Source organism: Rhizomonospora bruguierae (genome assembly GCF_018397995.1).
GTDB classification, from domain to species: domain Bacteria; phylum Actinomycetota; class Actinomycetes; order Mycobacteriales; family Micromonosporaceae; genus Rhizomonospora; species Rhizomonospora bruguierae.
This window is the reverse complement of sequence record NZ_BBQH01000010.1, coordinates 118,693-143,914: the sequence shown is the minus strand read 5'-3', so window position 1 is coordinate 143,914 and position 25,222 is coordinate 118,693. Positions and strand designations below refer to the sequence as shown.

General features: G+C 73.1%; 21 protein-coding genes and 1 pseudogene. 12 read left to right on the top strand and 10 right to left on the bottom strand.

The features are described 5' to 3' along the window. Window positions 1-38 precede the first annotated feature (38 nt). Complete coding sequence (locus tag KJS59_RS00710) at window positions 39-830, bottom strand: GntR family transcriptional regulator (protein WP_213450213.1); 792 nt, start codon at window positions 828-830, stop codon at window positions 39-41. Between the two features lie 117 nt (window positions 831-947). Continuing rightward, on the bottom strand, window positions 948-1,817 hold the full coding sequence (locus KJS59_RS00705; protein WP_213450212.1) for a PAC2 family protein: 870 nt from the start codon (window positions 1,815-1,817) through the stop codon (window positions 948-950). 163 nt (window positions 1,818-1,980) lie between these two features. Between KJS59_RS00705 and metH the strand changes: the two genes are divergently transcribed. From metH to KJS59_RS31665, 4 genes and pseudogenes are all read left to right on the top strand, one after another. Further along, window positions 1,981-5,511, top strand: coding sequence for a methionine synthase (gene metH / locus KJS59_RS00700; RefSeq protein WP_213450211.1), 3,531 nt, complete (start codon window positions 1,981-1,983; stop codon window positions 5,509-5,511). Window positions 5,512-5,808: 297 nt separating this feature from the next. After that, window positions 5,809-6,237, top strand: coding sequence for a VOC family protein (locus KJS59_RS00695; RefSeq protein WP_213450210.1), 429 nt, complete (start codon window positions 5,809-5,811; stop codon window positions 6,235-6,237). Window positions 6,238-6,243: 6 nt separating this feature from the next. Beyond that, window positions 6,244-6,693: pseudogene (locus tag KJS59_RS32080) on the top strand (aminoglycoside phosphotransferase family protein); the annotation flags it as partial. 52 nt (window positions 6,694-6,745) lie between these two features. Further along, window positions 6,746-7,153: an aminoglycoside phosphotransferase family protein gene (locus tag KJS59_RS31665; RefSeq protein WP_306345132.1), complete on the top strand. Its 408-nt coding sequence runs from the start codon at window positions 6,746-6,748 to the stop codon at window positions 7,151-7,153. A 66-nt stretch (window positions 7,154-7,219) separates the two neighbouring features. Here the strand turns inward: KJS59_RS31665 and KJS59_RS00680 are convergent, their stop codons facing one another. Further along, the gene (locus KJS59_RS00680; RefSeq protein WP_213450207.1) at window positions 7,220-7,360 is read right to left on the bottom strand and encodes a hypothetical protein; all 141 of its coding nucleotides are present in this window, start codon (window positions 7,358-7,360) and stop codon (window positions 7,220-7,222) included. Beyond that, window positions 7,357-7,689 carry a hypothetical protein gene (locus KJS59_RS00675; RefSeq protein WP_213450206.1) on the bottom strand — a complete coding sequence of 111 codons (333 nt, stop codon included), beginning with the start codon at window positions 7,687-7,689 and terminating at the stop codon, window positions 7,357-7,359. The genes KJS59_RS00680 and KJS59_RS00675 overlap by 4 nt, the downstream gene beginning before the upstream one ends. Before the next feature lie 136 nt (window positions 7,690-7,825). Between KJS59_RS00675 and KJS59_RS00670 the strand changes: the two genes are divergently transcribed. Beyond that, a complete protein-coding gene (locus KJS59_RS00670) occupies window positions 7,826-8,497 on the top strand; it encodes an HAD family hydrolase (protein ID WP_213450461.1) in 672 nt (223 codons plus the stop codon). Window positions 8,498-8,602: 105 nt separating this feature from the next. Further along, entirely contained in the window at window positions 8,603-9,715 is a 1,113-nt protein-coding gene (locus KJS59_RS00665) for a terpene synthase family protein (RefSeq protein ID WP_213450205.1), read from the top strand. A 136-nt stretch (window positions 9,716-9,851) separates the two neighbouring features. Here KJS59_RS00665 and KJS59_RS00660 read toward each other — a convergent pair whose 3' ends face one another. From KJS59_RS00660 to KJS59_RS00640, 5 genes are all read right to left on the bottom strand, one after another. After that, the gene (locus KJS59_RS00660) at window positions 9,852-12,401 is read right to left on the bottom strand and encodes an ABC transporter permease (RefSeq protein ID WP_213450204.1); all 2,550 of its coding nucleotides are present in this window, start codon (window positions 12,399-12,401) and stop codon (window positions 9,852-9,854) included. Further along, complete coding sequence (locus tag KJS59_RS00655) at window positions 12,401-13,165, bottom strand: ABC transporter ATP-binding protein (RefSeq protein ID WP_249713757.1); 765 nt, start codon at window positions 13,163-13,165, stop codon at window positions 12,401-12,403. The genes KJS59_RS00660 and KJS59_RS00655 overlap by 1 nt, the downstream gene beginning before the upstream one ends. A 292-nt stretch (window positions 13,166-13,457) precedes the next feature. Continuing rightward, on the bottom strand, window positions 13,458-14,141 hold the full coding sequence (locus tag KJS59_RS00650; RefSeq protein ID WP_213450203.1) for a response regulator: 684 nt from the start codon (window positions 14,139-14,141) through the stop codon (window positions 13,458-13,460). A 29-nt stretch (window positions 14,142-14,170) separates the two neighbouring features. Then, on the bottom strand, window positions 14,171-15,475 hold the full coding sequence (locus KJS59_RS00645) for a sensor histidine kinase (RefSeq protein ID WP_249713756.1): 1,305 nt from the start codon (window positions 15,473-15,475) through the stop codon (window positions 14,171-14,173). Window positions 15,476-15,585: 110 nt separating this feature from the next. Further along, the gene (locus KJS59_RS00640; protein ID WP_213450202.1) at window positions 15,586-16,473 is read right to left on the bottom strand and encodes a RecB family exonuclease; all 888 of its coding nucleotides are present in this window, start codon (window positions 16,471-16,473) and stop codon (window positions 15,586-15,588) included. A 74-nt stretch (window positions 16,474-16,547) separates the two neighbouring features. On the opposite strand from KJS59_RS00640, the gene KJS59_RS00635 reads away from it, so the two are divergent. Genes KJS59_RS00635 through KJS59_RS00625 form a run of 3 tightly spaced genes read left to right on the top strand, consistent with a single transcriptional unit; the run spans window position 16,548 to window position 19,227 of the window. Next, window positions 16,548-17,699: a M50 family metallopeptidase gene (locus tag KJS59_RS00635; RefSeq protein WP_213450201.1), complete on the top strand. Its 1,152-nt coding sequence runs from the start codon at window positions 16,548-16,550 to the stop codon at window positions 17,697-17,699. A 35-nt stretch (window positions 17,700-17,734) separates the two neighbouring features. Beyond that, complete coding sequence (locus KJS59_RS00630) at window positions 17,735-18,634, top strand: tRNA (adenine-N1)-methyltransferase (protein ID WP_213450458.1); 900 nt, start codon at window positions 17,735-17,737, stop codon at window positions 18,632-18,634. An 8-nt stretch (window positions 18,635-18,642) separates the two neighbouring features. Continuing rightward, window positions 18,643-19,227, top strand: coding sequence for a hypothetical protein (locus KJS59_RS00625; RefSeq protein ID WP_213450200.1), 585 nt, complete (start codon window positions 18,643-18,645; stop codon window positions 19,225-19,227). Between the two features lie 119 nt (window positions 19,228-19,346). Here the strand turns inward: KJS59_RS00625 and KJS59_RS00620 are convergent, their stop codons facing one another. Further along, the gene (locus KJS59_RS00620; protein ID WP_213450199.1) at window positions 19,347-19,667 is read right to left on the bottom strand and encodes a ferredoxin; all 321 of its coding nucleotides are present in this window, start codon (window positions 19,665-19,667) and stop codon (window positions 19,347-19,349) included. Between the two features lie 168 nt (window positions 19,668-19,835). Here KJS59_RS00620 and arc point away from each other — a divergent pair, with 168 nt between their 5' ends. The 3 genes from arc to KJS59_RS00605 all read left to right on the top strand — a co-directional run bounded on the left by arc (window position 19,836) and on the right by KJS59_RS00605 (window position 25,219). Further along, the gene (arc, locus tag KJS59_RS00615) at window positions 19,836-21,617 is read left to right on the top strand and encodes a proteasome ATPase (protein WP_213450198.1); all 1,782 of its coding nucleotides are present in this window, start codon (window positions 19,836-19,838) and stop codon (window positions 21,615-21,617) included. Between the two features lie 114 nt (window positions 21,618-21,731). Beyond that, window positions 21,732-23,894: a glycosyltransferase family 39 protein gene (locus tag KJS59_RS00610; RefSeq protein ID WP_213450197.1), complete on the top strand. Its 2,163-nt coding sequence runs from the start codon at window positions 21,732-21,734 to the stop codon at window positions 23,892-23,894. A gap of 77 nt (window positions 23,895-23,971) precedes the next feature. Beyond that, window positions 23,972-25,219, top strand: a complete 1,248-nt coding sequence (locus KJS59_RS00605; RefSeq protein ID WP_213450196.1) for a hypothetical protein — start codon at window positions 23,972-23,974, stop codon at window positions 25,217-25,219. Window positions 25,220-25,222 lie beyond the last annotated feature (3 nt).

The window sequence follows — 25,222 nt, the reverse complement described above, 5'->3', positions numbered from 1 at the left end:
GGCCCGCGCTGTCGCGGCCGGACCCGGCGGGTACCTTCTCAGCCCAGCGCCAGCCCCGGGTCCAGGTCCGGCTCGGGTGCCGGCGCGGGGATCTTGTACTCCTCGGTCAGCGTCGTCTGCGGCCCGGGCCAGGTCGCCTGGGAGACCTCGATCGGCTTGTTCGCCGGATCGTAGGCCACGTGCAGCAGGTGCAGTACCGGCGTGTCCGGCCGGATCTGGAGCAGTTCCGCCTCCTCCCGGGACGGCTGCCGGGCGGTGATCTGGTCGGTCGCGCTGGCGTACCGGCGGCCGATGACCTCCTCCGCCTCCTGGTAGAGCGGGCGCCCGAACGCCTCCATGCGGGCCAGGGAGGTGCCGTCGGCGTCGGCGGTGCGGAACCAGGAGGCGCCGACCTCCACCGGCGCGTCGTCCGTGCGCACCAGGTGCCGGCGCACCACCAGCGGCGTCCCGTCGGGTACCCCGAAGGCGTCGGCCACCTCGGCGGGGGCGGGGTCGCGGGTCACCTCGATGAGGTGTTGGCGGTACCGGGCGGCGAGGTCCGAGTGGTACCCCCGGAAGGTGCCGTACCGGCCGCGGGAGAGCCGGTTGAGCCGCCGCCGTGTGCCGCGCACGTAGGTGCCGGAGCCCGGCTTGGTGATCAGCAGCCCTTCGACTCGCAGTTGGTCGACGGTGCGCTGCACGGTCTGCTTGGCGACGCCGAACATCTCGGCGATCGCCGGGATCGACGGCAGCCGTTCGCCGGGTTGCCACTCGCCGCGGCGGATCCGCTCGCGCAGCTGCGCCGCGATCTGCCGGTGGGGGAACTCCGCCGCCCCGGGATTGATCGTCATGCCACGCCTCCGTCCCTAGGTTCCTAGGATGCGGTACGAGCGGTGCCCCGCGCTGCCCGACACGCCCCGACCCCGGCCGGCGCATCCAGCGCGCTGGGGCTGGGACGGGCGGGCGGGTTACCAGGAGCCGGCGGTGGGGCCGGCGGAGCCGCCGCGGCGGCGCAGGTACTTCTCGAACTCCTGGGCGATCTCGTCGCCGGTCAGCGGCTGGATGCCGGCGTCGCCGACCCGCTCCTCCAGCTCGCGGACGTACTCGCCCAGCTCGGCGTCCTGGTCCGCGGCGGTGCGCACCCGCTGCTCCCACTCGGCGGCCTCCTCCGCCAGATCCGCCGTCGGGACGGGCAGATCCAGCAGCTCCTCGACCCGGTGCAGCAGGGCGAGGGTGGCCTTGGGGCAGGGCGGGTTGTTCGCGTAGTGGGGCACGTGCACCCAGAACGAGACGGCGTCCAACTCGGCGCGCACGCACGCCTCGTGCAGCACGCCGACGATGCCGGTCGGGCCGTCGTACCGGGTCGGCAGGATCTGGTAGCGCTCGGCGGCGTCCTTGTCGGTGGCGCTGCCGCTGATCGGCAGCGGCCGGGTGAACGGGACGTCGGCGAGCAGCGCGCCGAGCAGTACCACCCGGTTGATCTCCAGGCTGTGGCAGATCTCCAGGATCTGCTCGCAGAAGGTGCGCCAGCGCATGCTGGGCTCGATGCCGCGGATCAGCACCACGTCCCGCTCGGTGCCGGGCGGGCTGGCCTTCTGGAACCGGGTGGTGGGCCATTCGATGTGCCGGGTCTCCCCGTCGGCCATCGCGATGGTCGGCCGGCTGACCTGGAAGTCGTAGAAGTCCTCCGGGTCCAGTTCGGTCACCGGCCGGGCGTCCCAGACCTGTTCGAGGTGCTCCACGGCCGCGGTCGAGGCGTCCGCGGCGTCGTTCCACCCCTCGAAGGCGGCGATCGCCACGGGGGAGCGCAGGATGGGCAGGCCGTCGAACTCGGTCACGTTCCTACCCTACGTGCCGCCGCCACATCCGGCCCGCTGGCTGCCCGTCGGGGTGTCGCGATGATCGCGCCCCGGGGGGCGGGAGGGGCGACGGCGGTCACATCTGGGACCGCGGGAGGGTGCGGGGCGTGAGTCGTGACGCGCGAGACAGTAGCCTGGGACGGTGCGTGATTCGTTCCTGAGCGTCCTGAGCGAGCGGGTGCTGATCGCCGACGGTGCGATGGGCACGATGCTCCAGGCGGCGCCGGACCTGACGGTGGACGGCGACTTCGAGGGTCACGAGGGCTGCAACGAGGTGCTCAACGTGACCCGCCCGGACGTCGTCCAGGGGGTGCACGACGCGTACTTCGCCGCGGGCGCGGACTGCGTGGAGACGAACACCTTCGGGGCCAATCTGCCCAACCTGGGCGACTACGGCATCGCGCACCGCATCCGGGAGCTGTCCGAGGCGGGCGCGCGCCTGGCCCGGGAGTCCGCGGACGCCCACGCGACGCCCGGCCGACCCCGGTTCGTGCTCGGCTCGATCGGCCCGGGCACCAAGCTGCCGACCCTCGGCCACGCGAAGTACGCCACCCTGCGGGACGCGTACCAGGAGAACGCCGCCGGCCTGATCGCGGGCGGCTCGGACGCGCTGATCATCGAGACCTGTCAGGACCTGTTGCAGACCAAGGCGGCCGTGGTCGGCGCCAAGCGGGCGATGAGCGAGGTCGGCCGCACCGTCCCGGTGATCGCCCAGGTGGCCGTGGAGACCACCGGCACGATGCTGCTCGGCTCGGAGATCGGTGCCGCGCTGACCGCGCTGGAGCCGCTGGGCATCGACCTGATCGGCTTGAACTGCTCCACCGGCCCGGCCGAGATGACCGAGCACCTGCGCTACCTGGCGCAGAACGCCCGCATCCGGCTGTCCGTGATGCCGAACGCCGGCCTGCCCGAGCTCACCTCGCAGGGCGCCCGCTACCCGCTCACCCCGGCCGAGATGGCGGACGCGCTGGAGCGCTTCGTCACCGAGTACGGGGTGAACCTGGTCGGCGGCTGCTGCGGCAGCACCCCGGAGCACGTCCGCCTGGTGGTCGAGCGGCTGCACGGCACGGTGGCGCCGGCCCGCGCGCCGCGCCGCGAGGGCGCCGTCTCGTCCATCTACCACTCGGTGCCGTTCGCCCAGGAGGCCGGCGTCCTGATGGTGGGGGAGCGGACCAACGCCAACGGCTCGAAGGCGTTCCGCGAGGCGATGCTCGCCGGCGACTGGCAGACCTGCGTGGAGATCGCCCGCGGCCAGGCCCGGGACGGTTCGCACCTGCTCGACCTCTGCGTGGACTACGTTGGCCGGGACGGCGCCGCCGACATGCGCGCGGCCGCGGGGCGCTTCGCCACCGCGTCCACCCTGCCCATCATGCTGGACTCCACCGAGCCGCAGGTGATCGAGGCGGGCCTGGAGATGCTCGGCGGCCGCTGCGTCATCAACTCGGTGAACTACGAGGACGGCGACGGCCCCGGCTCCCGGTACGCCCGGGTCATGCCGATCATCAAGGAGCACGGCGCCGGCGTGGTGGCGCTGACCATCGACGAGGAGGGGCAGGCCCGCACCGCCGAGTGGAAGGTGCGGGTGGCGTCCCGGCTGATCGAGGACCTGACCGGCCGGTGGGGCCTGGCCCCGTCCGACATCCTGATCGACTGCCTGACCTTCCCGATCTCCACCGGCCAGGAGGAGACCCGCCGCGACGCCATCGAGACGATCGAGGCGATCCGCGAGATCACCCGCCGGTACCCGGACGTGAACTTCACCCTGGGCGTCTCGAACGTCTCGTTCGGCCTCAACGCCGCCGCCCGCCAGGTGCTCAACTCGGTGTTCCTGCACGAGTGCCAGCAGGCCGGCCTGACCAGCGCCATCGTCCACGCCAGCAAGATCCTGCCGATGAGCCGGATCCCGGAGCAGCAGCGCCAGATCGCCCTGGACCTGGTCTACGACCGGCGGCGCGAGGGCTACGACCCGCTCCAGCGGTTCATCGACCTGTTCGAGGGCGTGGACGCGGCGTCCGCCCGCGCCAGCCGCGCCGAGGAGTTGGCGGCGCTGCCGCTGACCGAGCGGCTCAAGCGCCGCATCATCGACGGCGAGCGCAACGGCCTGGAGGCCGACCTCGACGAGGCCCTGGCCGGCGGCGTCACCGCCCTGGCCATCATCAACGACATCCTGCTGGACGGGATGAAGACCGTCGGCGAGCTGTTCGGCTCGGGCCAGATGCAGCTGCCGTTCGTGCTCCAGTCCGCCGAGGTGATGAAGACCGCGGTGGCCTACCTGGAGCCGCACATGGAGAAGACCGACGGCGCCGGGAAGGGGCGCATCGTGCTCGCCACAGTCAAGGGCGACGTGCACGACATCGGCAAGAACCTGGTCGACATCATCCTGTCCAACAACGGCTACGAGGTGGTCAACCTCGGCATCAAGCAGCCCATCAACGCCATCCTGGACGCCGCCGAGCAGCACGCCGCCGACGCCATCGGCATGTCCGGCCTGCTGGTCAAGAGCACGGTCATCATGAAGGAGAACCTCCAGGAGATGGCCGCCCGCGGGGTCGCCGACCGCTGGCCCGTCCTGCTCGGCGGTGCCGCGCTCACCCGCGCCTACGTCGAGGACGACCTGCGGTCCATGTTCACCGGCCAGGTCCACTACGCCCGCGACGCGTTCGAGGGACTGTCCCTGATGGACCGCGTGATGGCCGCCAAGCGCGGCGGTGGCGTCGTGGTCGACGCGGATCGCGAGGCCGCCCTCGCCGCCCGCCGGGAGCGCCGCGCCCGCACCCGGGCCCGCGTCTCGGAGGCGCTGCCCGAGCTGACGGACGCCTCGGTCCGCTCCGACGTGGCCGCCGACGTGGCCGTCCCGCGCCCGCCGTTCTTCGGCACCCGCGTGGTCAAGGGCATCCCGCTCGCGGACTACGCGGCAGTCCTCGACGAGCGCGCCACGTTCCTCGGCCAGTGGGGCCTACGCGGCGCCCGCGGCGGCAGCGGACCGACGTACGAGGAACTGGTCGAGACCGAGGGCCGCCCGCGCCTGCGCTCCTGGCTGGACCGCCTGACCGCCGACAAGGTACTCGAGGCCGCCGTGGTCTACGGCTACTTCCCGGCCTACTCCGAGGGCAACACCCTCGTGGTGCTCGACGAGAACGGGCACGCCGAGCGCGCCCGGTTCACGTTCCCGCGGCAACGGCAGGAGCGCCGGCTGTGCCTGGCCGACTTCTTCCGCCCGGGGCAGGGGCAGGACGGCGAACTGGACGTGGTCGCCCTGCAACTCGTCACCATCGGGCAGCCGATCAGCGAGTACACCGCGAAGCTGTTCGCCCAGAACGCATACCGGGACTACCTGGAGGTGCACGGGCTCTCCGTCCAGCTCACCGAGGCCCTGGCCGAGTACTGGCACCAGCGCATCCGCTCCGAACTGGCGCTCCCGGGCGGCGGCACCGTCGCCGACGACGACCCGGCCGACGCGGCCGGCCTGCTCCGCAACGACTACCGCGGCTGCCGGTACGCGTTCGGCTACCCCGCCTGCCCGGATCTGGAGGACCGCGCCAAGGTGATGGACCTGCTCGGCGGGGAGCGCATCGGCGTGGAGTTGACCGAGGAGCACCAGTTGGTCCCGGAGCAGGCGACGGACGCGATCGTCGTCCACCACCCGGACGCGAACTACTTCAACGCCAAGTAGCCGCCACACCCGCCGTGACCTGCGGCGCAAGGCCCAGAGGCCCGCGCCGCCGGGCCGGCGTAACCACGATGTGCCGCGCTGTGCCCGCCTCGGCGCACCTGCCCAAGCGGGTAGCCGTGGAGGCACTGATAGCGGCAGCGAGCCCGGTGGGCTGCGATGACCACCGGTTACCTTGACGGTGCCGCCAGCACCGGTGGTCCACGGCCAGGTTCAGATGCAGGGCTGGCAGGAGGGCGATGACCGGTGGGGCTGGATTTGTCGTAGCCGAGGGGCAGAATCCGCTCGGAGGTGGTCACCGTGGTCGAACGCGAGAGTGTGCCTCACCTACGGCAGGTGGTGCTCGATTGCACGGATGCCAGGGCGTTGGCGGAGTTCTACCGGCGGCTGTTGGGCTTGGCGTACCGGCCCGGTGACGAGCCGTCCGGGCCCGGCCGGGACGACGAGCGCGGGCGGGACTGGCTGGTGTTGCGCGCGCCGGAGGGCGCCCCGAAGCTGGCCTTTCAGCAGGTGGAGCAGTTGGCGCCGACAACGTGGCCGGAGGACCGGGTGCCGCAGCAGATGCACCTGGACATGACGGTGCCGTCGGCGGATGAGCTGCTGGTACAGCACGAACGCGCCCTGGGGCTCGGTGCGCGTCTGCTGTTCGACCGGTTCGACGACCCGGAGGAGCCGTTGCGCGTGTACGCCGACCCCGCCGGCCACCCGTTCTGCATCTTTGTCGCCTGATGACGTGTGTCGGTCCCGCCGGCGCTTCGGCGCAACGTCGTGGAGAACTGGGGCGAGGCGGGGCGCCGGTGGCTGGAGCGGCTTCCCGCGCTGCTGGGCGAGGTCGCCCGCGACTGGAACCTCACCCTCGGTGAGCCTTACCACCTCAGCTTCAACCGGGTGGTGCCGGCGACCCGGGCGGACGGGAGCCTGGCGGTCCTGAAACTGGGCGTGCCGGCGGGGCACCTGGCGGATGAGGCGGCGGCATTGCGCGCGTTCGACGGGCGCGGGGCGGTACGACTGCTGGCGGAGGACGCGGACCGCGGTGCCCTGCTGGTGGAACGGGCCGTGCCGGGGACGATGGCGGCGGCGCTGGTCCCGGAGGACGACGAGGCGGCGATGGCGGCGCTGATCGGGGTCGGCCGGCGGCTGCACCGGCCACCGCCCGAGGGGTGCAAGCTGCCGCACCTGCGGCGGGCGGGCGCGGCGTTCACCGAGCACCTGCGGCGGTTCCCGGGCGACGACCCCGCTGCCCCGGCGCCTGGTCGAGCGGGCGGCTGGGCTGTTCGACGAGTTGTGCGCGAGTACGCCCGGGGCCGTGGTGGTGCTGCACGGCGACCTGCACCACGACAACGTCCTGCGGGCGGAGCGGGAGCCGTGGTTGGCCATCGGCCCGCACGGCGCCATCGGGGACCAGGGGTACGACTGCGGCGCGATGCTCCACAACCCGTGGCCGTGGCGCCGGGAGGACAACCTGCTGGCGCTGGTACCCCGGCGGATCGAGCAGTTGGCCGAGGGCTTCGGGTTACCGGTCGAGCGGGTGGTGGCGTGGGGATTCGTCATGGGAGTGCTGTCCGAAGTGTGGACGGCGCAGGGCGGTACCCCCGGCGGCCGCGCCCTGGACGTAGCGGAACTGCTCATGCCCCGCCTGCCGTAGCCGGGAGTCCCGGCACCCCGATCGGCGACCGAGGGCCGCCGATCGGGGTGGGGAAGCGCGGTTTCCTCAGTGGGCGGTGCGGCGCCGGAACAGGACGGTGGCGGCGACGTAGGCGGCGACCAGAAGCCCCACCAGCCAGGTCACCGCGATCCAGCCGTTCGAGCCGATCGGCGTACCCATCAGCAGCCCGCGTACCGTCTCCGTCACCGGCGTGATCGGTTGGTGGGTGGCGAAGGCGCGGATGGCGGCCGGCATCGTCTCGGTGGGAACGAACGCGCTGCTGAGGCACGGCAGGAACAGATCGCGAAGGTGAAGCCGCTGGCGCCTTCGGCGCTGCGGGCCAGCAGCCCGAGGCAGACGGCCACCCAGGAGATCGCCACCATGAACAGCAGAAGCAGGCCCAGGGCGTTCAGCCAGTGCACCGGGTCGGCGTGCGGGGAGAAGCCGGCCAGCAGCGCGGTGCCGATGACCAGCGCCATGGAGATGGCGTTGCGGGCGACGGCGGAGAACGACTCGGGTGCCGGCGGGTAACACAAAGCGGCCGCGATCGATAGCGGGTGGCCCCGCGGGGTTGCCGCCGGTCGGCCGGGGTGACGCCGGCCACCCCCGGCGCGACCAGGCCACTCGCGCCGCGCGCGGTCCGGCATGATGCGGGGCGTGACGTTGCGCGCGGTGCTGTTCGACATGGATGGCACGCTGGTCGACAGCGAGAAGGTCTGGGAGGTCGCGCTGGCCGAACTGGCCGACCGGTACGGCGGCCGGCTGTCGCCGGCGGTGCGCGTCGCGATGATCGGCATGAGCGTGGCGGACTCCATGCACCTGCTGCACGACGATCTCGGCCAGCCCTGGCGCGACGCCGCACAGAGCGCCACCTGGGTGAACGCCCGGGTCGGCGAACTGTTCGCCACTGACCTGGAGTGGCGCCCCGGCGCCCGTGACCTGCTGGTGGACGTGCGCGCCGCCGGGCTGCCGACCGCCCTGGTGACCTCCACCAACCGGCGCCTGGTCGAGTTGGCCCTGCCGTTCCTCGGTCCGGCCAACTTCGACGCGCTCGTCGTCGGCGACGAGGTCGCCCGCACCAAGCCCGACCCGGAGCCGTACCTCACCGCCGCCGCCCGCCTCGACGTGCCGATCGGGGACTGCCTGGCCATCGAGGACTCGCCGACCGGCCTGACCAGCGCGCGGGCCGCCGGAGCGGTGGTCCTCGCCGTCCCGTGCGACGCGCCGCTGACCGACACCGCCGGCGTCACCGTCCGGGAGTCCCTCGCCGGGCTGACCGCCGCCGACCTCGCCGGACTGCACGGGCGCCGGCACGCGCGGAGCCGCCCGCTCGACGTACTCTGATCATCACCAAACTCAACAGGTGGGGGCGCACCCCCGGTCCGGGAGCCGGCCGGGGTGGGGTCATGCCCCCGCGCCGGTTGCGCCCCTGGAACGGGAGGTACGCCGGTGAACACTGCCGACCCCGTCCGGGTGGTCCGCCCGGCCCTGAGGGTTCCGTTCGACAGCGCCGCCAGCCCACACTCCGACGAGGTGGACGGGCGCGTCGTGGAGTGGGCGCTCCACGCCGGCCTCGCCCCCGAGGAGCGGACCGCGCCGCTGCGCCGCTCCCGCCTCGGCCTGCTGGCGGGCCGCACCCACCCCCGCGCCGACGTCGACACGGTCACCGACGTGGCCGTCTGGTACGCCTGGCTCGCGATCTTCGACGGGTACTGCGACGAGCCCGCCACGGTCCGGGACCCGGTCCGGTTCGGCGCCCACCTGATCCGCCTGCTCCGCGTCCTGGAGTCCGACACCTCCCGCGCGTCGTTACCCGACGGCGCTGACGCGGCAGGCGGCACTCTGGCGCCCGGTGGCGCTCTGGCTGCCGATGGTGCTCTGGCGAGCGGCGGCATCCCGGCAGCGGCTGGCGGTTTCCCGGCGACCGGCGGCGTTCCGGATGGGGTGGTGGCTGGCGACGGCTGGTCCCGGGCCGCGGACCCGTTCGCCGCCGCCCTCGCTGATCTGCGCGACCGGGTCCGTGCCCGGGCCACCGCCGACCAGATGCGCCGGCTCGCGCTCAGCGTCCACGGCTACTTCATGGGGCTGCTGTGGGAGGGCGGCCACCGCCGACTGGGCGAGGGGTCGGTCTCCTTCGAGGACTACCGATACATCCGCCGCCATGCGGGTGGCGTGCCGACCTGGCTGATGCTCATGGAGATCTTCGGCGGCAACCGGCCGAGCCCGGGCGACCTGGCCCACCCGGACATGGTGGCCCTCAGCACCCGGATCGCCGACGTGCTCACCTGGCAGAACGACATCGTCTCGTACCGGGCGGAACTCGCCTCCGGCGTGCGGGTCCTGAGCCTGCCGACGGTGCTGGGGCGCGAGCGCGGCCTCCCCGAGCAGCGCGCCCTGGAGGCCGCCGCCGACCTGCTCACCATCGAACTGGACGGCTACCTGGCCGCCGAAGGCCGGGTGCTGGACTGGGCCGGCCCCGCGCTCACCGGCTATGTCGCGGACCTGCGTGACCTGGTTGCCGGCTGCCTGACCTGGCATCTCGAAACCGGCCGCTACTCCTGATCACCGACCGACCGCCAAACACCGCTGAACCGGGCACCACAAATCCAAGATCGACACAGCGGGTGGGGGATAGCGCGGTGCCCGCCGGCCGCGTCGCAGTGACGCGGGCGGCGGGCACCGACCCCCTCGGTAGTGGCTATTCGTGTGCGATGGCGTTCAGCACGTTGAGCCGGGCCGCCCGCAGCGCCGGGAGCAGCGCCGCGACCACGCCGATGATCGCGCCGAGGGCCAGGTAGGTGGCCATCTGCGACCACGGGAACACCAGTTCGGTGATGCCCTGCGAGTTCAGCGCCCGGACCACGGCCGCGCCGAGGCCGGCGCCGACCGCGAGGCCGAGCAGCGCGCCGAACACGGAGATGACCACCGACTCGACGGTCACCATCCCCGCCGTCTGGCCGCGCCGCAGGCCGATGGCGCGCAGCAGGCCCAGCTCGCGGGTCCGCTCGATGACCGAGAGCACCAGCGTGTTGATGACGCCCAGCACGGCGATCAGGATGGCCAACGCCAGCAGGATCTGGATCATCTGGAGTACCTGGTCGACGCCGGACGTCTGCTGCTTGAGGAAGCCGGAGCGGTCCACGACCGACACCTCCGGGCTGTCCGCGAGCAGCCGGTCCACGTCCGGCTGCACCTGCGCCGGCTGGACGCCCGGCCGGAGCTGGATGTAGCCGGCGACGAGCTGCCTTACCGCGAAGTCCTCCGCCGCGGCGGGTGGCAGCAGGATGCCCGGGAACACCGGCGAGGACTCGGTCACGGCCACGACCGTGAACCGGTGCGGCTCGCCCCGGGACAGCTGCACCGTGGCGGACTGCCCGACCGCGAGGCCGAACTTCTTGGCCGCGTCCGAGTTGATCACCATCTGGTCCGCCCCGAGCGCGCCGATCGCCCCGGAGTTGACCTTGACGGAGAAGATGTCCGCGGCGGCGACCGCGTCCGTGGTGGCCACCAGGTAGGTCTTCGTGCCGTTGACCATCGCCTGGTCGAAGTACTCGCCGACCGCCGTGCGTACCCCGGGCAGCTTCCCCGCCTCGGTGATGACGGTCGGATCGAACGTCGGCGGCCGGTCCTCGGTCGGATCGCCGCCGATGAACAGCTGGGCGTCGACCGAGTCCGTGGCGATCTTGTCCAGGCTCTTGGTGGCGGACTGGAGCACCACGTTCACTCCGGTGATCAGGGCGATGCCGACCATGAGGGCGGCCGCCGTGATGGCGGTGCGGCGCGGGTTGCGCCCGGAGTTGAGCCGGCCGAGCCGGCCGGGCACGGACCAGGAGAAGATCCGGCCCAGCAGCGACACCACCGGGCGGCCGATCAGCGGGGTGAGCAGGGCGACGCCGATGAAGCTGACGAGCACCCCGGCCAGGATCAGCCACAGCGTGGCGTCCCCGGCGCCGCTGAGCCCCACGGTGAGCAGCGCCGCGCCGGCGGCCGACACGACCCCGCCGAGGACCGTGACCCGGGTCAGCGGGCGGTCCGGCGTGGCGACGTCGGCCATGGCGGCGACCGGCGGGATGCGCGAGGCGCGCAGCGCCGGCAGCACCGCCGCCACGACGGTCACCAGCACGCCCACCACGAACGCGCTGATCACCGACGCCGCCGGCACCCCGATCCCGGCCAGTTCCAGACCGCCGGTGGCGGCGGTGAACAGCTTGGCCAGCAGCGCGCCGACGCCGATCCCCGCGCCGAGGCCGAGAACCGCGGCGACCAGGCCGATCGCCACCGCCTCCAGCAGCACCGAGCCGATCACCTGGCGCCGGCTGGAACCGAGCGCCCGCAGCAGCGCCAGCTCCCGGGTCCGCTGCGCGATGATGATCGAGAAGGTGTTGAGGATCAGGAACACGCCGACGAACAGCGCCACCGCGGCGAAGCCGAGCAGGATGTTGTTGAAGAACGACAGCGCCTGCTCGAAGCCGGCCGCCGCGTCGTCGGCGAGCTGCTTGCCGGTCTTCACCTCGTACCGGTCGCCGAGCGCGGACTGGATCGCGTCCCGCAGCGCCGCCGGCTGGACGCCGGGGGCGGCGTCGACCGTGACGCTGGAGTAGGCGTTCTTCTCGCCCAGCATCAGCTCCTGCGCCACCGGGTCGGTGAACGCGACCTGCGTGGCGCCGCCGAGCGTGTCCCGGCCGCCGCTGTAGCCGAAGATGCCCACCAGCGTGAACGTCTTCCTCGGCTGGAGGGTCAGCACGGAGACCTGGTCACCCACCTTGATGCCGGCGGCCTTGGCCAGCGACGCGTTGACCGCGATCTGGTTGTCGGCCGCCGGGCCGTGCCCCTCGCGCAGCTCGGCCAGCCGGGAGCCGTCCACCCAGTTGGTGCCCAGCCGGGGCGGGCCGAAGGACGGGACGACCTTGCCGTTCGCGCCGATCACCCGCGCGCCCTCCGCGCTCACGTCGCCGGCCGCCGAGGCGACGCCGGGGACCGCGCGGACCCGCTCCACCACGTCGGCCGGCAGCGTCGCCGGCGCGGGTGGCCCGTCCTCCAGGCCGCCGCTGGCGATCTTCGGCTTGGCGCCGACCGACACGTCGATCGTTGAGTAGGCCGAGCGGAACAGCGAGTCGAAGGAGCGGCTGAGGGTGTCGGTGAGCACGAAGGCGCCGGAGACGAACATCACGCCCAGCACGACCGCCAGGCCGGACATCACCAGGCGCAGCTTGCGCGACAGCAGACTCTTGAGGGTCGCCCGGAACATCAGCCGTTCACCCCGGCGAGCACGTCGAGGCGCTTCATCGTGTCCAGCACGCCGTCGGCCGTAGGCTCGGACAGCTCGGTGACGATCTGGCCGTCGGCCAGGAACACGACGCGATCGGCGTAGGAGGCCGCGTTCGGGTCGTGGGTGACCATCACGATCGTCTGCCCGTACTCGCGGACCGAGTTGCGCAGGAAGCCGAGCACCTCGGCGCCGGAGCGGGAATCCAGGTTGCCGGTCGGCTCGTCGGCGAAGACGACCTCCGGGCGGGAGACCAGCGCCCGGGCGCAGGCCACCCGCTGCTGCTGCCCGCCGGAGAGCTGGGCCGGGCGGTGGCCGAGCCGGTCGGTCAACCCGACCGTCTTGATCACCGTCTCGAACCACTCCGGCTCCGGCTTCTGCCCGGCGATCGCCAGCGGCAGCAGGATGTTCTCCTTCGCCGTCAGCGTCGGCAGCAGGTTGAACTGCTGGAAGATGAAGCCGACCTTGGTGCGGCGCAGCTTGGTCAGGCCACCGTCGGACAGCCCGGTCACCTTCGTGTCGCCGATGAAGATCTCGCCCCGGCTGGTGGCGTCCAGCCCCGCGAGGCAGTGCATCAGCGTCGACTTGCCGGACCCCGACGGCCCCATGATCGCGGTGAACCGGCCCCGCGCGAACTCGGCCGTGACCCCCCGCAGTGCGACGACCTGCGCCTCGCCGGCCCCGTACACCTTCCACACGTCGTTGGCGCGGGCCGCCACCGAGGTGGCCTCCGATATCGCCGTCACGATCCATCCCCCCGAGAATCTGGACCGACCAGGACGGTCCCGGCCGGCGTACCCATGCTGTCGTGCCCGGCGGCCGGCGGCGTCCACCCAGCGGCGTAGCCGAACGCGGATATTGCGCTGCGGGTCCGCCCCGAGGCCGGCTCAGGGATGCCCCTGACCGCGGCCGCTCAAAACATCACGGTAGGCGGCGGGGCGGCCGGTCACCTCGGCCCGCGGAACGGTCTTCGGGTGCGCCGCTCTCCGTCCGGGCGCGGGCTACGGCTCCGCCCTGAGGAGGAGGGCGGGTCGACCGCTACGCTCCCGGGCGCACGAGGCCCGACTCGTACGCCAGGACGACGGCCTGCACCCGGTCGCGCAGGCCCAGCTTGGTCAGCACGTGCCCGACGTGCGTCTTGATCGTCGTCTCGCTCACCGTCAGCGCCTGCGCGATCTCCGCGTTCGACAGCCCCCTGGCGACCTGCACCAGCACCTCGCGCTCCCGGTCGGTCAGCGCGTCCAGCAGCCGCGACGGCGGCGCGTCCAGGTCCGGCAGGCTGGTGGCGAAGCGGTCCAGCAGGCGCTTGAGGATCCGCGGCGCCACCACCGCCTCACCGGCCGCCACCGTGCGGATCGCGGTCACCAGATCCTCGGCCGGCACGTCCTTGGCCAGGAAGCCGCTGGCACCGGCGCGCAGCGCGCCCACCACGTACTCGTCCAGGTCGAATGTGGTCAGGATCAACACCCGCACCGGCAGCCGCGCCGCCACGATCGCCCGGGTCGCGGCCACCCCGTCCATCCGGGGCATCCGGATGTCCATCAGCACCACGTCCGGCAGCAGCCGGCGGGAAAGCTCCACCGCCTCGGTGCCGTCGCCGGCCTCGCCCACCACGTCAAGGTCGTCCTCCGCGCCGAGGACCATGCGGAAGCCGGTCCGCAGCAGGGGCTGGTCGTCCACGAGGAGGATGCGCACCGGAGGGTCGCCGGGTGTGCCGCTCATCGGTCCCTCCGCATCGGCTCGGCGCTGGCTCAACGGGTCTCGGCTCGTCGGGTGTCGGCCACCGGCACGCCCAACTGCTCCATGGGGATCTTCGCGTACACCCGGTATCCGCCGCCGGGCCGGGGGCCGGTGCGCAGCGTCCCGCCGTACAGGGCGACGCGTTCGCGCATGCCGACCAGTCCGTGGCCGACGTGCTCGGACCGGGGCGCCGGCCCCCGCCCGGTATCGAAGATCTCCACGATCAGCCAGTACACCCCGAATGCCAGGCGCACCTGCGCGGTCGCCTCCCCGGCGTGCTTCAGGGTGTTGGTCAGCGCCTCCTGCACGATCCGGAAGATCGTCAGCGCCACGCCCGGGTCCAGGCTGGACGGTACACCGTCGACGGCGAGGGCGACCGGCAGGCCCGCCTCGCGCACCTGCTCCACCAGGGCCTCGATGCCCGCCAGGCCCGGCTGCGGCGCCAGGTCCGCCGCCGGCTCCGCCTCCGTGCGCAGCACGTCCAGCAGGCGCCGCATCTCCCGCAGCGTGGTCCGGCTGGTGTCCTCGATGGTGCCCAGCGCCTCGTCCGTCGCGGCCGGATCCTTATGCAGCACCCGCCGCGCGCCGGTCGCCAGCACCCCCATCACGCTCACGTGGTGCGCCACCACGTCGTGCAGTTCCCGGGCGATCCGCCGCCGCTCGTCCGCCACCGCCTGCGCGGCCAGGGACCGCTGGTTCGCCTCCGCGCTGCGCGCCCGCTCCTCCAGCGCCTGGGTGTAGGCGCGGCGCGCGCACACCGTCCGCCCGATGAAGAAGCAGACCAGCGCGATCAGGACGTTCATCGCCGCCATCACCGGCGGCCCGATGTCGTGCGGGCCCTCCGGCTGGATCGTCAGCACGCTGACGACCAGCGCCGGCACCCACAGCACCACCGCCGCGAGCACCGCCCGGCGCAGGGTCAGCGCGGCCGCCGCCGAGTACGTGACCATCACGAAGGTGACGATCTGGCTCAGCGGGTAGCGCGCGACCACCGCCGGGATCGCCAGCCCCGCCACCGCCAGCAGGGCCGCTGGACGCAGCGCCACCCGCCGCAGCACGATCGGCGCCGCGGCCAGCACGCTGTAGAGGGCGACCAGCCACAGCGGCCCGCCGTACGGGCCCGCGCCGACGCCGACCGCGCCGAGGTCCCGGCCGACCCGGCTCAGACCGGCCTCCTGCTGGCCGGGGGCCACCGTCGCGGTCAGCAGCACCTCCACCGCGACGACCCCGGCCGCCAGCAGCCCGTCCGCCAGCATCAGACGCGCTGCACCGGCGGGCGCGTGCCATCGCACCAGGGGGCGGCACAGCGTCGTCATGCTGCGACGCTATCCGGTACCGGTCGGCGCCCGGTCATCGCCGACGATGAGATCGCCTCCTCCGCGAGGAGGAGGGCGTGCCGGCCCCGGCGGCGTTCATGGTGGGCGGGCTACTCCTCGATGAGCGGGAGGGTGGCCGCCGGCTCGACCGCCGGCTCGGGATACGGGGGCGGGGTGCCGCCGTACGCCGGGCAGAGCGCCTGGTGGCTGCACCAGCCGCAGAGCCGGCTCGGCTTGGGACGGAAGTCGCGGGCGGCGGTGGCCTCGTCGATCGCCCGCCACAGGGCCACGAGGGTGCGCTCGAAGCGGACCAGTTCCTCCGCGTCCGGCGCGTAGTCACAGATCTCCGCGTCCTTCAGATACAGCAGGCGCAGCACGCGCGGCACGACGCCCCGGGTTCGCCACAGGACCAGGGCGTAGAACTTGAGCTGGAACAGCGCCCGCGCCTCGAACGCCTCGCGGGGCGCGCCGCCGGTCTTGTAGTCGACCACGCGCAGGTCCCCGGCGGGGGAGACATCCAGCCGGTCGATGTAGCCGCGGATGCGTAACCGGTCGTCGACGACCGTCTCGACCAGGCTCTCCCGCTGCGCCGGTTCGAGCCGGCGGGGATCCTCCACCGAGAAGTACCCGGCGAGCAGCGCCCGGGCCGAGGACAGGAACTGCTCGAACGCGCCCTCGGGCAGGTCGGCGAAGAGGGTGGCCAGTTCCGGTGCCGCCGCGGTCAGCCGGGCCCACTGCGGCTCGATCAGCCCACCGGCCGCACCCTCGGTGCGCTCGGGGGCCGGCAGGTCGAACAGCCGCTCGAGCACCGCGTGCACCAGGGTGCCGCGCACCTGGTCGGTGGTCGGGCGCTCGGGCAGCCGGTCGATGGTGCGGAACCGGTACAGCAGCGGGCAGGTCTTGAAGTCCGCCGCGCGTGACGGCGAGAGCGAGGGCAGCGCCGGCTGCTCGCCCGCCACCGGACCTTCCGCCACACCCGCCACCACATCCGTCGTCATGCCCCACACCGTAACCACGCGGTACGACGAAACCACCCAGCCGTACCCCAAAGTCCATTCCGTAGCATCGAGTGGTGGACGAACAGACGCGCGCGCCGCGGCCCGCGGAGCGGCCGCCCGGGTTCCGGGTCGGTCAGGTCGCTGGCGTGCCGCTGTACGTCAACGCCTCCTGGCTGATCCTGGCCGTGCTGGTGACCCTGTTCTACGGCCAGCGGATCGGTGCCGCGTTGAGCCTGGCCGGGCCGGCGGCGTACCTGGTGGGCCTCGCGCTCGTGCTGTGCCTGCTGCTGTCGGTGCTGCTGCACGAGTTGGGGCACGCGCTGACGGCGCGCCGGTACGGGATCGGTGTGCGCGGCATCACGCTCGAACTGCTCGGCGGGTACACGGAGATGGACCGGGAGGCCCCGTCGCCGAAGGTGGAACTGCTGGTGTCGCTGGCCGGACCGGCGGTGTCGGCGGTGCTGGGGCTGGCGGCGGCGCTCGGGGCGGCACTGGCGCCGCGGGGGACGGCGCTGTTCCAGGTGCTGCTCCTGCTGGCGCTGAGCAACCTGGTGGTCGCGGTGTTCAACGCGCTGCCGGGGCTGCCGCTGGACGGGGGCCGTGCGCTGCGGGCGGCGGTATGGGCCGGCACCGGCAACCGGCACCAGGGCACCGCGGTGGCCGGCTGGACCGGGCGGGTGGTGGCGGCGAGTACCGGGCTGACCGCGACCGCTCTGCTGGTCAGTCGGCTGATCAACCCGGTCGCGGTCGTGTTCACGCTGCTTGTCGCGATGACCCTGTGGCAGGGCGCGACGCAGGCGATCCGGCTCGGCCGGGCGGCCCGGCGGTTCCCGCTGGTGGATCTGGCGACGCTGACCCGGCCGCTGTTCGGGGTGCCGAGCGGCACACCGCTGGCCGAGGCGCAGCGGCGGGCGGCGGAGTCGGGGGCGACCCGGGCCGCGCTGGCGGTGGTGGACTCCGCCGGCCGGCCGGTGGCGCTGGTGCAGACGGGCGCGGCGGAGGCGGTGCCGGTGGAGCGCCGGCCCTGGATACCGGTGGATTCGGTGGCCCGCGACACGGCGGGCATGCGTACGCTGCCGACCGGGCTGCGCGGGGAGGACGTGGTGCGGGCGGTACAGGCGGACCCGGGTGCGGAGTACCTGGTGACGACCGGCGAGGATGTGGTCGGCGTGCTGCACGTCGCCGATCTTGCCGAGCTGCTCGAACCGAAGGGACCCCGCCGGTGACCCTGGCACACACCGCCGACGCGCCGAACCACGCGATGCCGCGCCGGGGGTCGTTCCAACCCGGCGACCGGGTCCAGCTCACCGACCCGAAGGGGCGGATGCACACGGTCGTGCTGGAGCCGGGGAAGGCGTTCCACACCCACCGGGGCGCGCTGGAGCACGACACGCTGATCGGCCTGCCCGACGGCAGCGTGGTCACGTCCAGCGGGGGCACCCAGTACCTGGCCCTGCGGCCGCTGCTGGCCGACTACGTCCTGTCCATGCCGCGCGGCGCGCAGGTCATCTACCCGAAGGACGCGGCGCAGATCGTCGCGCTGGGCGACATCTTCCCCGGCGCCCGGGTGCTGGAGGCCGGCGCCGGGTCGGGCGCCTTGAGCTGCTGGCTGCTGCGCGCCGTCGGGGCGGGGGGCGAACTGCACTCGTACGAGGTGCGCGAGGACTTCGCCGCGATCGCCCGGCGTAACGTCGAGGCGTTCTTCGGCGGCCCGCACCCGGCATGGCACCTGCGTGTCGGGGACGTGGCGCAGGCGCCGGCCCAGCCCCAGTACGACCGGATCTTCCTCGACATGCTGACCCCGTGGGCGGCGCTGGACCTGGTCGAGCGCGCCCTGATCCCCGGCGGGGTGTTCATCGGGTACGTGGCGACGACGCCGCAGCTGTCCGATCTGGTGGAGGCGCTGCGCGAGCGGGGTGGCTTCACCGAGCCGCGGGCGTGGGAGTCGCTCGTTCGGGACTGGCACGTGGACGGCCTCGCGGTCCGCCCGGATCATCGTATGATCGCGCATACCGCCTTCCTGGTCACCGCCCGGCGGCTGGCGCCCGGGGTCACCGCGCCGGCGCGCCGGCGCAAGCCGAGCAAGGGCGCCGAGGCGTACCAGTTGCGCCGCGCGCTGAAGGCGGCCGGGGAGGAAGCACCAGCGGCCGGGGAGGAGTAGGAGGCACGGTGAGCCGACCCACGTTCGGGGGTGGGGACCTGCCCGCGGTCTTCCCCGACTGGTCGCCGTACCAGGAGTTGGAGTCGGCCGCCCGGGCCTACCTGCGGGACCCGGAGGTGGCCCTGGAGGCCCTCGGCGGCGTGCTGCGCGGCGCGACCGTGATGGGCTTCACGCTGGAGCGCTTCGTCAACGAGGTGAACGGGGTCTGGCAGGAGGTCGTCGTCTGCGACGGCAGCCGGCTGATCCTGTGGCACGGGGAGGACGTGCCGCCCGGCGAGGGGCCGCCCGGCTCGATGACCTCGTCGCTGCGGGTGGTGCCGCTGTCCTCGGTCACCGAGGTGGGCTGCCGGCGCCGGCTGACCCGCACCCCGGGCGGGCCGGCCCGGGTCGACAGCATTGACGTCTATCTGTTGCTGAGTTCGCTGGACGAGGGGACGCCGGGCGGCGCGGGCGCGGACGGCGACGATACCGGGATGCGCCACGACGCGCTGCGCTTCGGCAAGACCCTCGACGACGGCGGTGCCGGGCAGATCGCCCGCCTGGAGGAGTTCGCCCGGCTGCTCGCCTCGGTGGTCGGCCGCCCGATGCTCTGACCCGGCCGGCTCTGACCCGGCCCCCTCTGACCCGGCCGGGCCCCACTCCCGCCAGCCGGCGGGGACGGCCCCCGGGCCGTACTGCCGTCGGGTGGCGCTGCCGTCAGGGCCCGCTGCCGTCAGGCGGCGGGGACGGCGGCCGCCGGGCCGGCGACCTCGACGCCGTCCGAGCGGCGGCGCACGTGGATGCACTCGCCGGGGCAGTCGCGGGCCGCGTCGAGCACGTCCAGCCGCAGGTGCGCCGGCACGTCGACGTGCGCGTCCGGTGCGGTGCGCAGGTCGCCGTCCGGCCCCTTCACGTACGCAAGGCCGTCGATGTCGAACTCGAACACGCTCGGCGCGTACTGCACGCAGATCCCGTCGCCGGTGCACAGGTCCTGGTCCACCCGGACCTCCAGCGGCTCCTCGTCCACCGGGTCCCCGGTCGGCTCCTCGGACATCCCGCCCCCTTTCCCCGGTCCCGACGGTACCCGAAGCCGTACCACGCCTCATGTTTCGGTTCCACGAACCGGATCAACGTTGGGTGACGTGGGTGTCGGGTGGGTTCGATTCGGGGCGCCAGCGGTTAGTGTTAGTGCAGAACGTACAAGCCCCCGGGGAGGTGGGACGTGGCACGCAGCGACGACGCGGATTCGCGCGCCGCACGGTGGGAGAAGGAGGCCCACGATCTCTCCACCCAGGTCGCGTTCCTTCAGGAGGAACTCGCTCTGGTGCGGCGCAAGCTGACCGAAAGCCCCCGACACGTCCGCCAGCTGGAGGAGCGGCTCGCCGCCACTCAGGCACAGCTGGCCCGGCTGACCGAGAACAACGAACGACTGGTCGCCACGCTCAAGGAGGCGCGGGCGCAGATCGTCACGTTGAAGGAGGAGATCGACCGGCTGGCCCAGCCGCCGAGCGGGTACGGCGTGTTCCTCGCCGGCCACGACGACGGCACCGTCGACGTGTTCACCGGCGGTCGCAAGCTGCGGGTCGCCGTGTCGCCCTCGCTGGACGTGGCGCAGCTGCGGCGCGGGCAGGAGGTTCTGCTCAACGACGCGCTGAACATCGTCGATGCGTTCGGGTACGAGCGGACCGGCGAGGTCGTCATGCTCAAGGAGGTTCTGGAGGGCATCGACGGCGCGCCGGGCGATCGGGCGCTGGTCATCTCGCACGCCGACGAGGAGCGCATCGTGCACCTCGCGGAGACGCTCATCGGGGTACCGCTGCGGGCCGGCGACTCGCTCATGATCGAGCCGCGTTCGGCGTACGCGTTCGAGCGGATCCCGAAGAGCGAGGTCGAGGAGCTGGTCCTGGAGGAGGTGCCGGACGTCAACTACTCGGACATCGGCGGCCTGCACAGCCAGATCGAGCAGATCCGGGACGCGGTGGAGCTACCGTTCCTGCACGCCGACCTGTTCCGGGAGCACCAGCTGCGCCCGCCGAAGGGTGTGCTGCTGTACGGCCCGCCCGGCTGCGGCAAGACGCTGATCGCCAAGGCGGTGGCGAACTCGCTGGCGAAGAAGATCGCCGAGCGGCGGGGCGAGGAGAAGCACACCAGCTTCTTCCTCAACATCAAGGGCCCCGAGCTGCTCAACAAGTACGTCGGCGAGACCGAGCGGCACATCCGACTGATCTTCCAGCGGGCCCGGGAGAAGGCCAGCGAGGGCACGCCGGTGATCGTGTTCTTCGACGAGATGGACTCGGTGTTCCGCACCCGCGGCTCCGGCGTCTCCTCGGACGTGGAGAACACGATCGTCCCCCAGTTGCTGTCGGAGATCGACGGTGTGGAGGGGCTGGAGAACGTCATCGTGATCGGGGCCTCGAACCGGGAAGACATGATCGACCCGGCGATCCTGCGCCCCGGCCGGCTCGACGTGAAGATCAAGATTGAGCGGCCGGACGGCGATGCGGCCAAGGACATCTTCTCCAAGTACATCCTCGAGGATCTGCCGCTGCACCCGGATGACATGGCCGAGCACGGCGGCGACACCAAGGCCTGCGTCGGCGCCATGATCGAGGCGGCCGTGCTGCGGATGTACTCGGAGACCGAGGAGAACCGGTTCCTGGAGGTCACCTACGCCAACGGTGACAAGGAGGTCCTCTACTTCAAGGACTTCAACTCCGGCGCCATGATCCAGAACATCGTCGACCGGGCCAAGAAGATGGCGATCAAGGAGTTCCTCTCCTCCGGTCGCAAGGGCCTGCGCCTGCAGCACCTGCTGGACGCGTGCGTCGACGAGTTCCGGGAGAACGAGGACCTGCCGAACACCACCAACCCCGACGACTGGGCCCGGATCTCCGGCAAGAAGGGCGAGCGGATCGTGTACATCCGCACGCTCGTCTCCGGCGGCAAGGGCACCGAGTCGGGCCGGTCGATCGACACGGTCAACAACACCGGCCAGTACCTGTGAGTCGGCCGGCCCGCCCGGGAACGCCCGGGCGGGCCGTCGGCCGTCCGGGGTGGGATCCTCGCGAGGCGGTTCAAGATCGTGCGGTCTCGGGCACGGATTGGTAACGTGTCGGCCGTGCGGCCGCGACGAAGCAGGGTTGGCGTGGTGGTCGCCGCGCTGCCCGCCCGCGGTTGGGCGTTGCTGGCCGGCGGCTGGGCGCTGACGGTCTGGATCGCGATCGCCACCCGGGTCCAGTGGGGCCCGGACACCCCGTTCTACCTGGCCTGGACGTACCGCCTGCTGGGGTACGACGACGCCGAGGCGGTTCGCCGCTCGGTCGAGTTCCTCGCCCACGAGCAGGGCGTCACCTGCGCCGACTCGTCGCTGCCCTGGTGCAGGGCGGAGAACTACCCGATGTTCTTCACCGGGGACTTCGCCGCCACCGTGGGTCCCCGGGTGGGCCTGCCGCTGCTGTCCGCGCCCTGGGTCGCGCTGTTCGGGCCGAAGGCGGTGGTCGGGCTGTCGATCGCCGCGTACACCGTGGCGATCCTCTGCGTGGTGCTGCTCGCGGCCCGGATGTTCGGCACCCGCCTGGCGCTGCTCGGCGGGTGCCTGATGATGGCCGCCTGGCTGGTGTCGAACTGGGGCGTGCACGCCAACACCGAGGCGGTGTCGCTGATGTTCACCACCGCCACGTTGCTGCCGCTCCCGCTGCGCCGCACCGCCGGGAAGTGGGACCTGGTGCTGTTCGTGCTGCTGCTGGAGGCGAGCCTGTTCACCCGGCAGTTCGCGGTCACCCTGGTCGCCGGCACCGTCCTGGCCTGGCTTTGGTGCACCGTGCGGGACCGCCGGCCGGTCAACGCCTGGGCGCCGTTCGCGGCCCTCGCGGTGGCCTGCGCCGGGATCACGGTCTACGTGCAGGGCAGGATGACCGCCGGGTACGCCAGCGACTTCTCGGCGATCGCCACGTACCAGCGCAACACCGGTACCTCCGGGCTGGCCGAGGGGCTGCTCGCGATCCCCACCACCGCCTGGCACATCATGGTGGGGGACTGGCGCCAGGTGCGCACGGACGTGGTCCTCACCGCGGTCCTGGTCATCGGCCTGGTGAGCATCGTGTGGCGGCACCGGGCCGAACTGTCCGCCCTCGCCCTCGGCGCCTTCGTCGGCACCCTCGGGCTCAACCTGATCACCAACAGCGACTCGATCTTCCGGTACCACGCGCCGGTATTCCCGATCTACCTGCTGACCGCGCTCGCGCTCCTGGCGGACCTGGTGGACGGCCGCCGGCCGGCCCGCTCCACCGACGCCGCGCCGAACCCCGTCCCGGTACCGCCGCGGCCCGGCGCCCGGGCCCGGCCCCGCCTGGCGGGGGTGCCCGTCCCGGCCTGGGCCGCCCTGCTCGGCGGGTACGCGCTGCTGGTCACCATCTCCGGTCAGACCAACTTCGAGCGGGCGGGCACCGGCTCCGGCCCGGCCCGGTACGGCAACAACCTGCCGCACCTGCCCGGCGGGCTCGCCCCGATCATCGCGTACGGGCTGGCCATCGCGGTCGTGGTGGCGCTGGCCGGGCGGCGGTGGGGCACCTGGGGGCTGCTCGCCGGGGTCGCCATGCTCGCCCCGACGGTGCTCACCACCATCGGCCGGGACCTGGTCTCCCCGGCCGAGCCGGTGGCCGCCCTGGCGGTCGCCTGCGGGCTCTGGTTCCTGCCGCTGCACGCCCGCCCGAGTACGGCGCCCTGGCTGGCCGCCTGGGGCTTCGGCGCCGCCACCCTGTGGGCCGCCGTCCTCGACCCGTACGCGGCGGTGCTCCTGGGCGGGGTGCTGCTGGCGTACCTGCTGCGCGCGGCCCGGGCGGGCTGGCGCAACGAGTGGCTGCCGCCGCTGGTGACCGGGGTGGCCGCGAGCGTGGTCGCGATGGTCGCCGGCGGTCTGCTCGCCAACGTGTACCCGGCGGAGCGCCCCCCGCTGCGGCTGACCATCACCGAACTGGGCATCGACCTGGTCGTGGTGCTGCTCGCGCTCTGGGTGGCCACCGGCGGGTACCCGGTGTGGCGGCTGGACCCGGCCGGCGCGCTCGGCGTCGGCATGGTGCTGCTGGGCGGCGGGCTGCTGGTGGTGCAGTGGTTCATCGGCGACTTCACCGGCATCCGTCCGGTCGCCGCCGCCCTGCCGGTGCTGGGGCTGGCCGCCACCGCCATCGCCGTGCACACGTGGCCGCCGGGCCGCCGCCACCCCGGTCTGGCCGGCGGGCAGGTCGCGGCGCCGCTCGGTGTAGCGCAGCCGACCACGGCGTGAACTGTTCGTAGCCGGCGCCGCAAACCTCGGCGCAGCGGGCGGCGGGTGGCGCCGCAGCCGGTACGGTTCCTCGCGTCATGAAGACCCCCCTCCGCCGCGCGCGGGCCTGGCTGGCCGGCGTCGCTCCGCTGCCCGGCTGGCTGCTCGTCGCCGCCGCCTACGGCACGGCCCTGATCGGGAGCACCGAGCACCTGCGCCGGTGGGGTCCCGATGCCCGGTACTACCTCGCCTGGGCGTACCGGTACGGCGGGCTGTCGGAGCGGGAGGCCGGCCGGCGCACGTACGAGTTCCTGGACACGTTCGAGTGGTTCCGGGACTTCTGCGGGCCGGGTTGCCGCCCCGACGACACGTACGCGTGGCTGTTCCACGGCTGGACCGGCGGACTGGTCGCGCCCCGGGTGCTGTACCCGCTGCTGTCCGCGCCGTTCGTGCGCGCGGTCGGCCCGCAGGGCATGCTCGTGGTGCCGATCCTCGCGTACGCGGTCTGCCTGGTCCTGGTGATGGTGCTCGCGGCGCGGCTGGCCGGGCCGCGCTGGTCGGTGCTGGCGGGTCTGGCGACGGTACTGCCGGCGGAGATGTCCCGGTGGTCCAACTACGCCTACACCGAAGCGCTGACCATGGCGCTGTGCGTGGCCTGCGTGGTCGTGCTGCCGCTGGGCCGGCACGCCCGCCGCTGGGATCCGGCCCTGTTCGGAGTGCTGCTGCTGGCGTTCGCGTTCACCCGCCAGTTCCACCCCGTGGTGGTCGCGGGCGTGGGCGCCGCCTGGCTCGGTGCCGCCGTGACCGCCCGGCGGCTGCGCAACCCGTGGCTGCCCTTCCTGGCCGTCGGGGTCGCCGTGCTGGTGGTGGCGAACGTGGTGCAGGGGCTCATCGCGCCGGCGTACTCGATCGTGGACTCGTTCGTGCGGCACAGCGGCGCCGGGTCGGTGGCGGGCATCCCGGGCGCCCTGCCGCGGGTGGCGTGGCGGCTGATCCGCGCCGAGGCGTGGGACGCCCTCGACGATCCGTCGATCTGCCTGGTCGGGTTGCTGGTGGTGGCCGGTGCCCTGCGCCGGTACCGCAGTCCGGTGACGTGGCTGGTCACCGGGGCTCTCGGCGGGACGTTCGCGCTGCACGTGCTCAACACCGAGCCGTCCCACCTGCGCTACTACGCGGTGGTGTTTCCGCTGCTCGCCGTCTATGCCACGACGGTCGTCGCGGACCTGTTCGGCGGCGCCCCGCCGCCCGCCCCCGAGCCGCCGGTGCCCGGTGAGCGGGCCAGCCCCCCGGTGGACGTGAAATCGCCGCCGGACCGCCGCCCGCTGTTGGTCGCCTCGGCGGACTAGGCT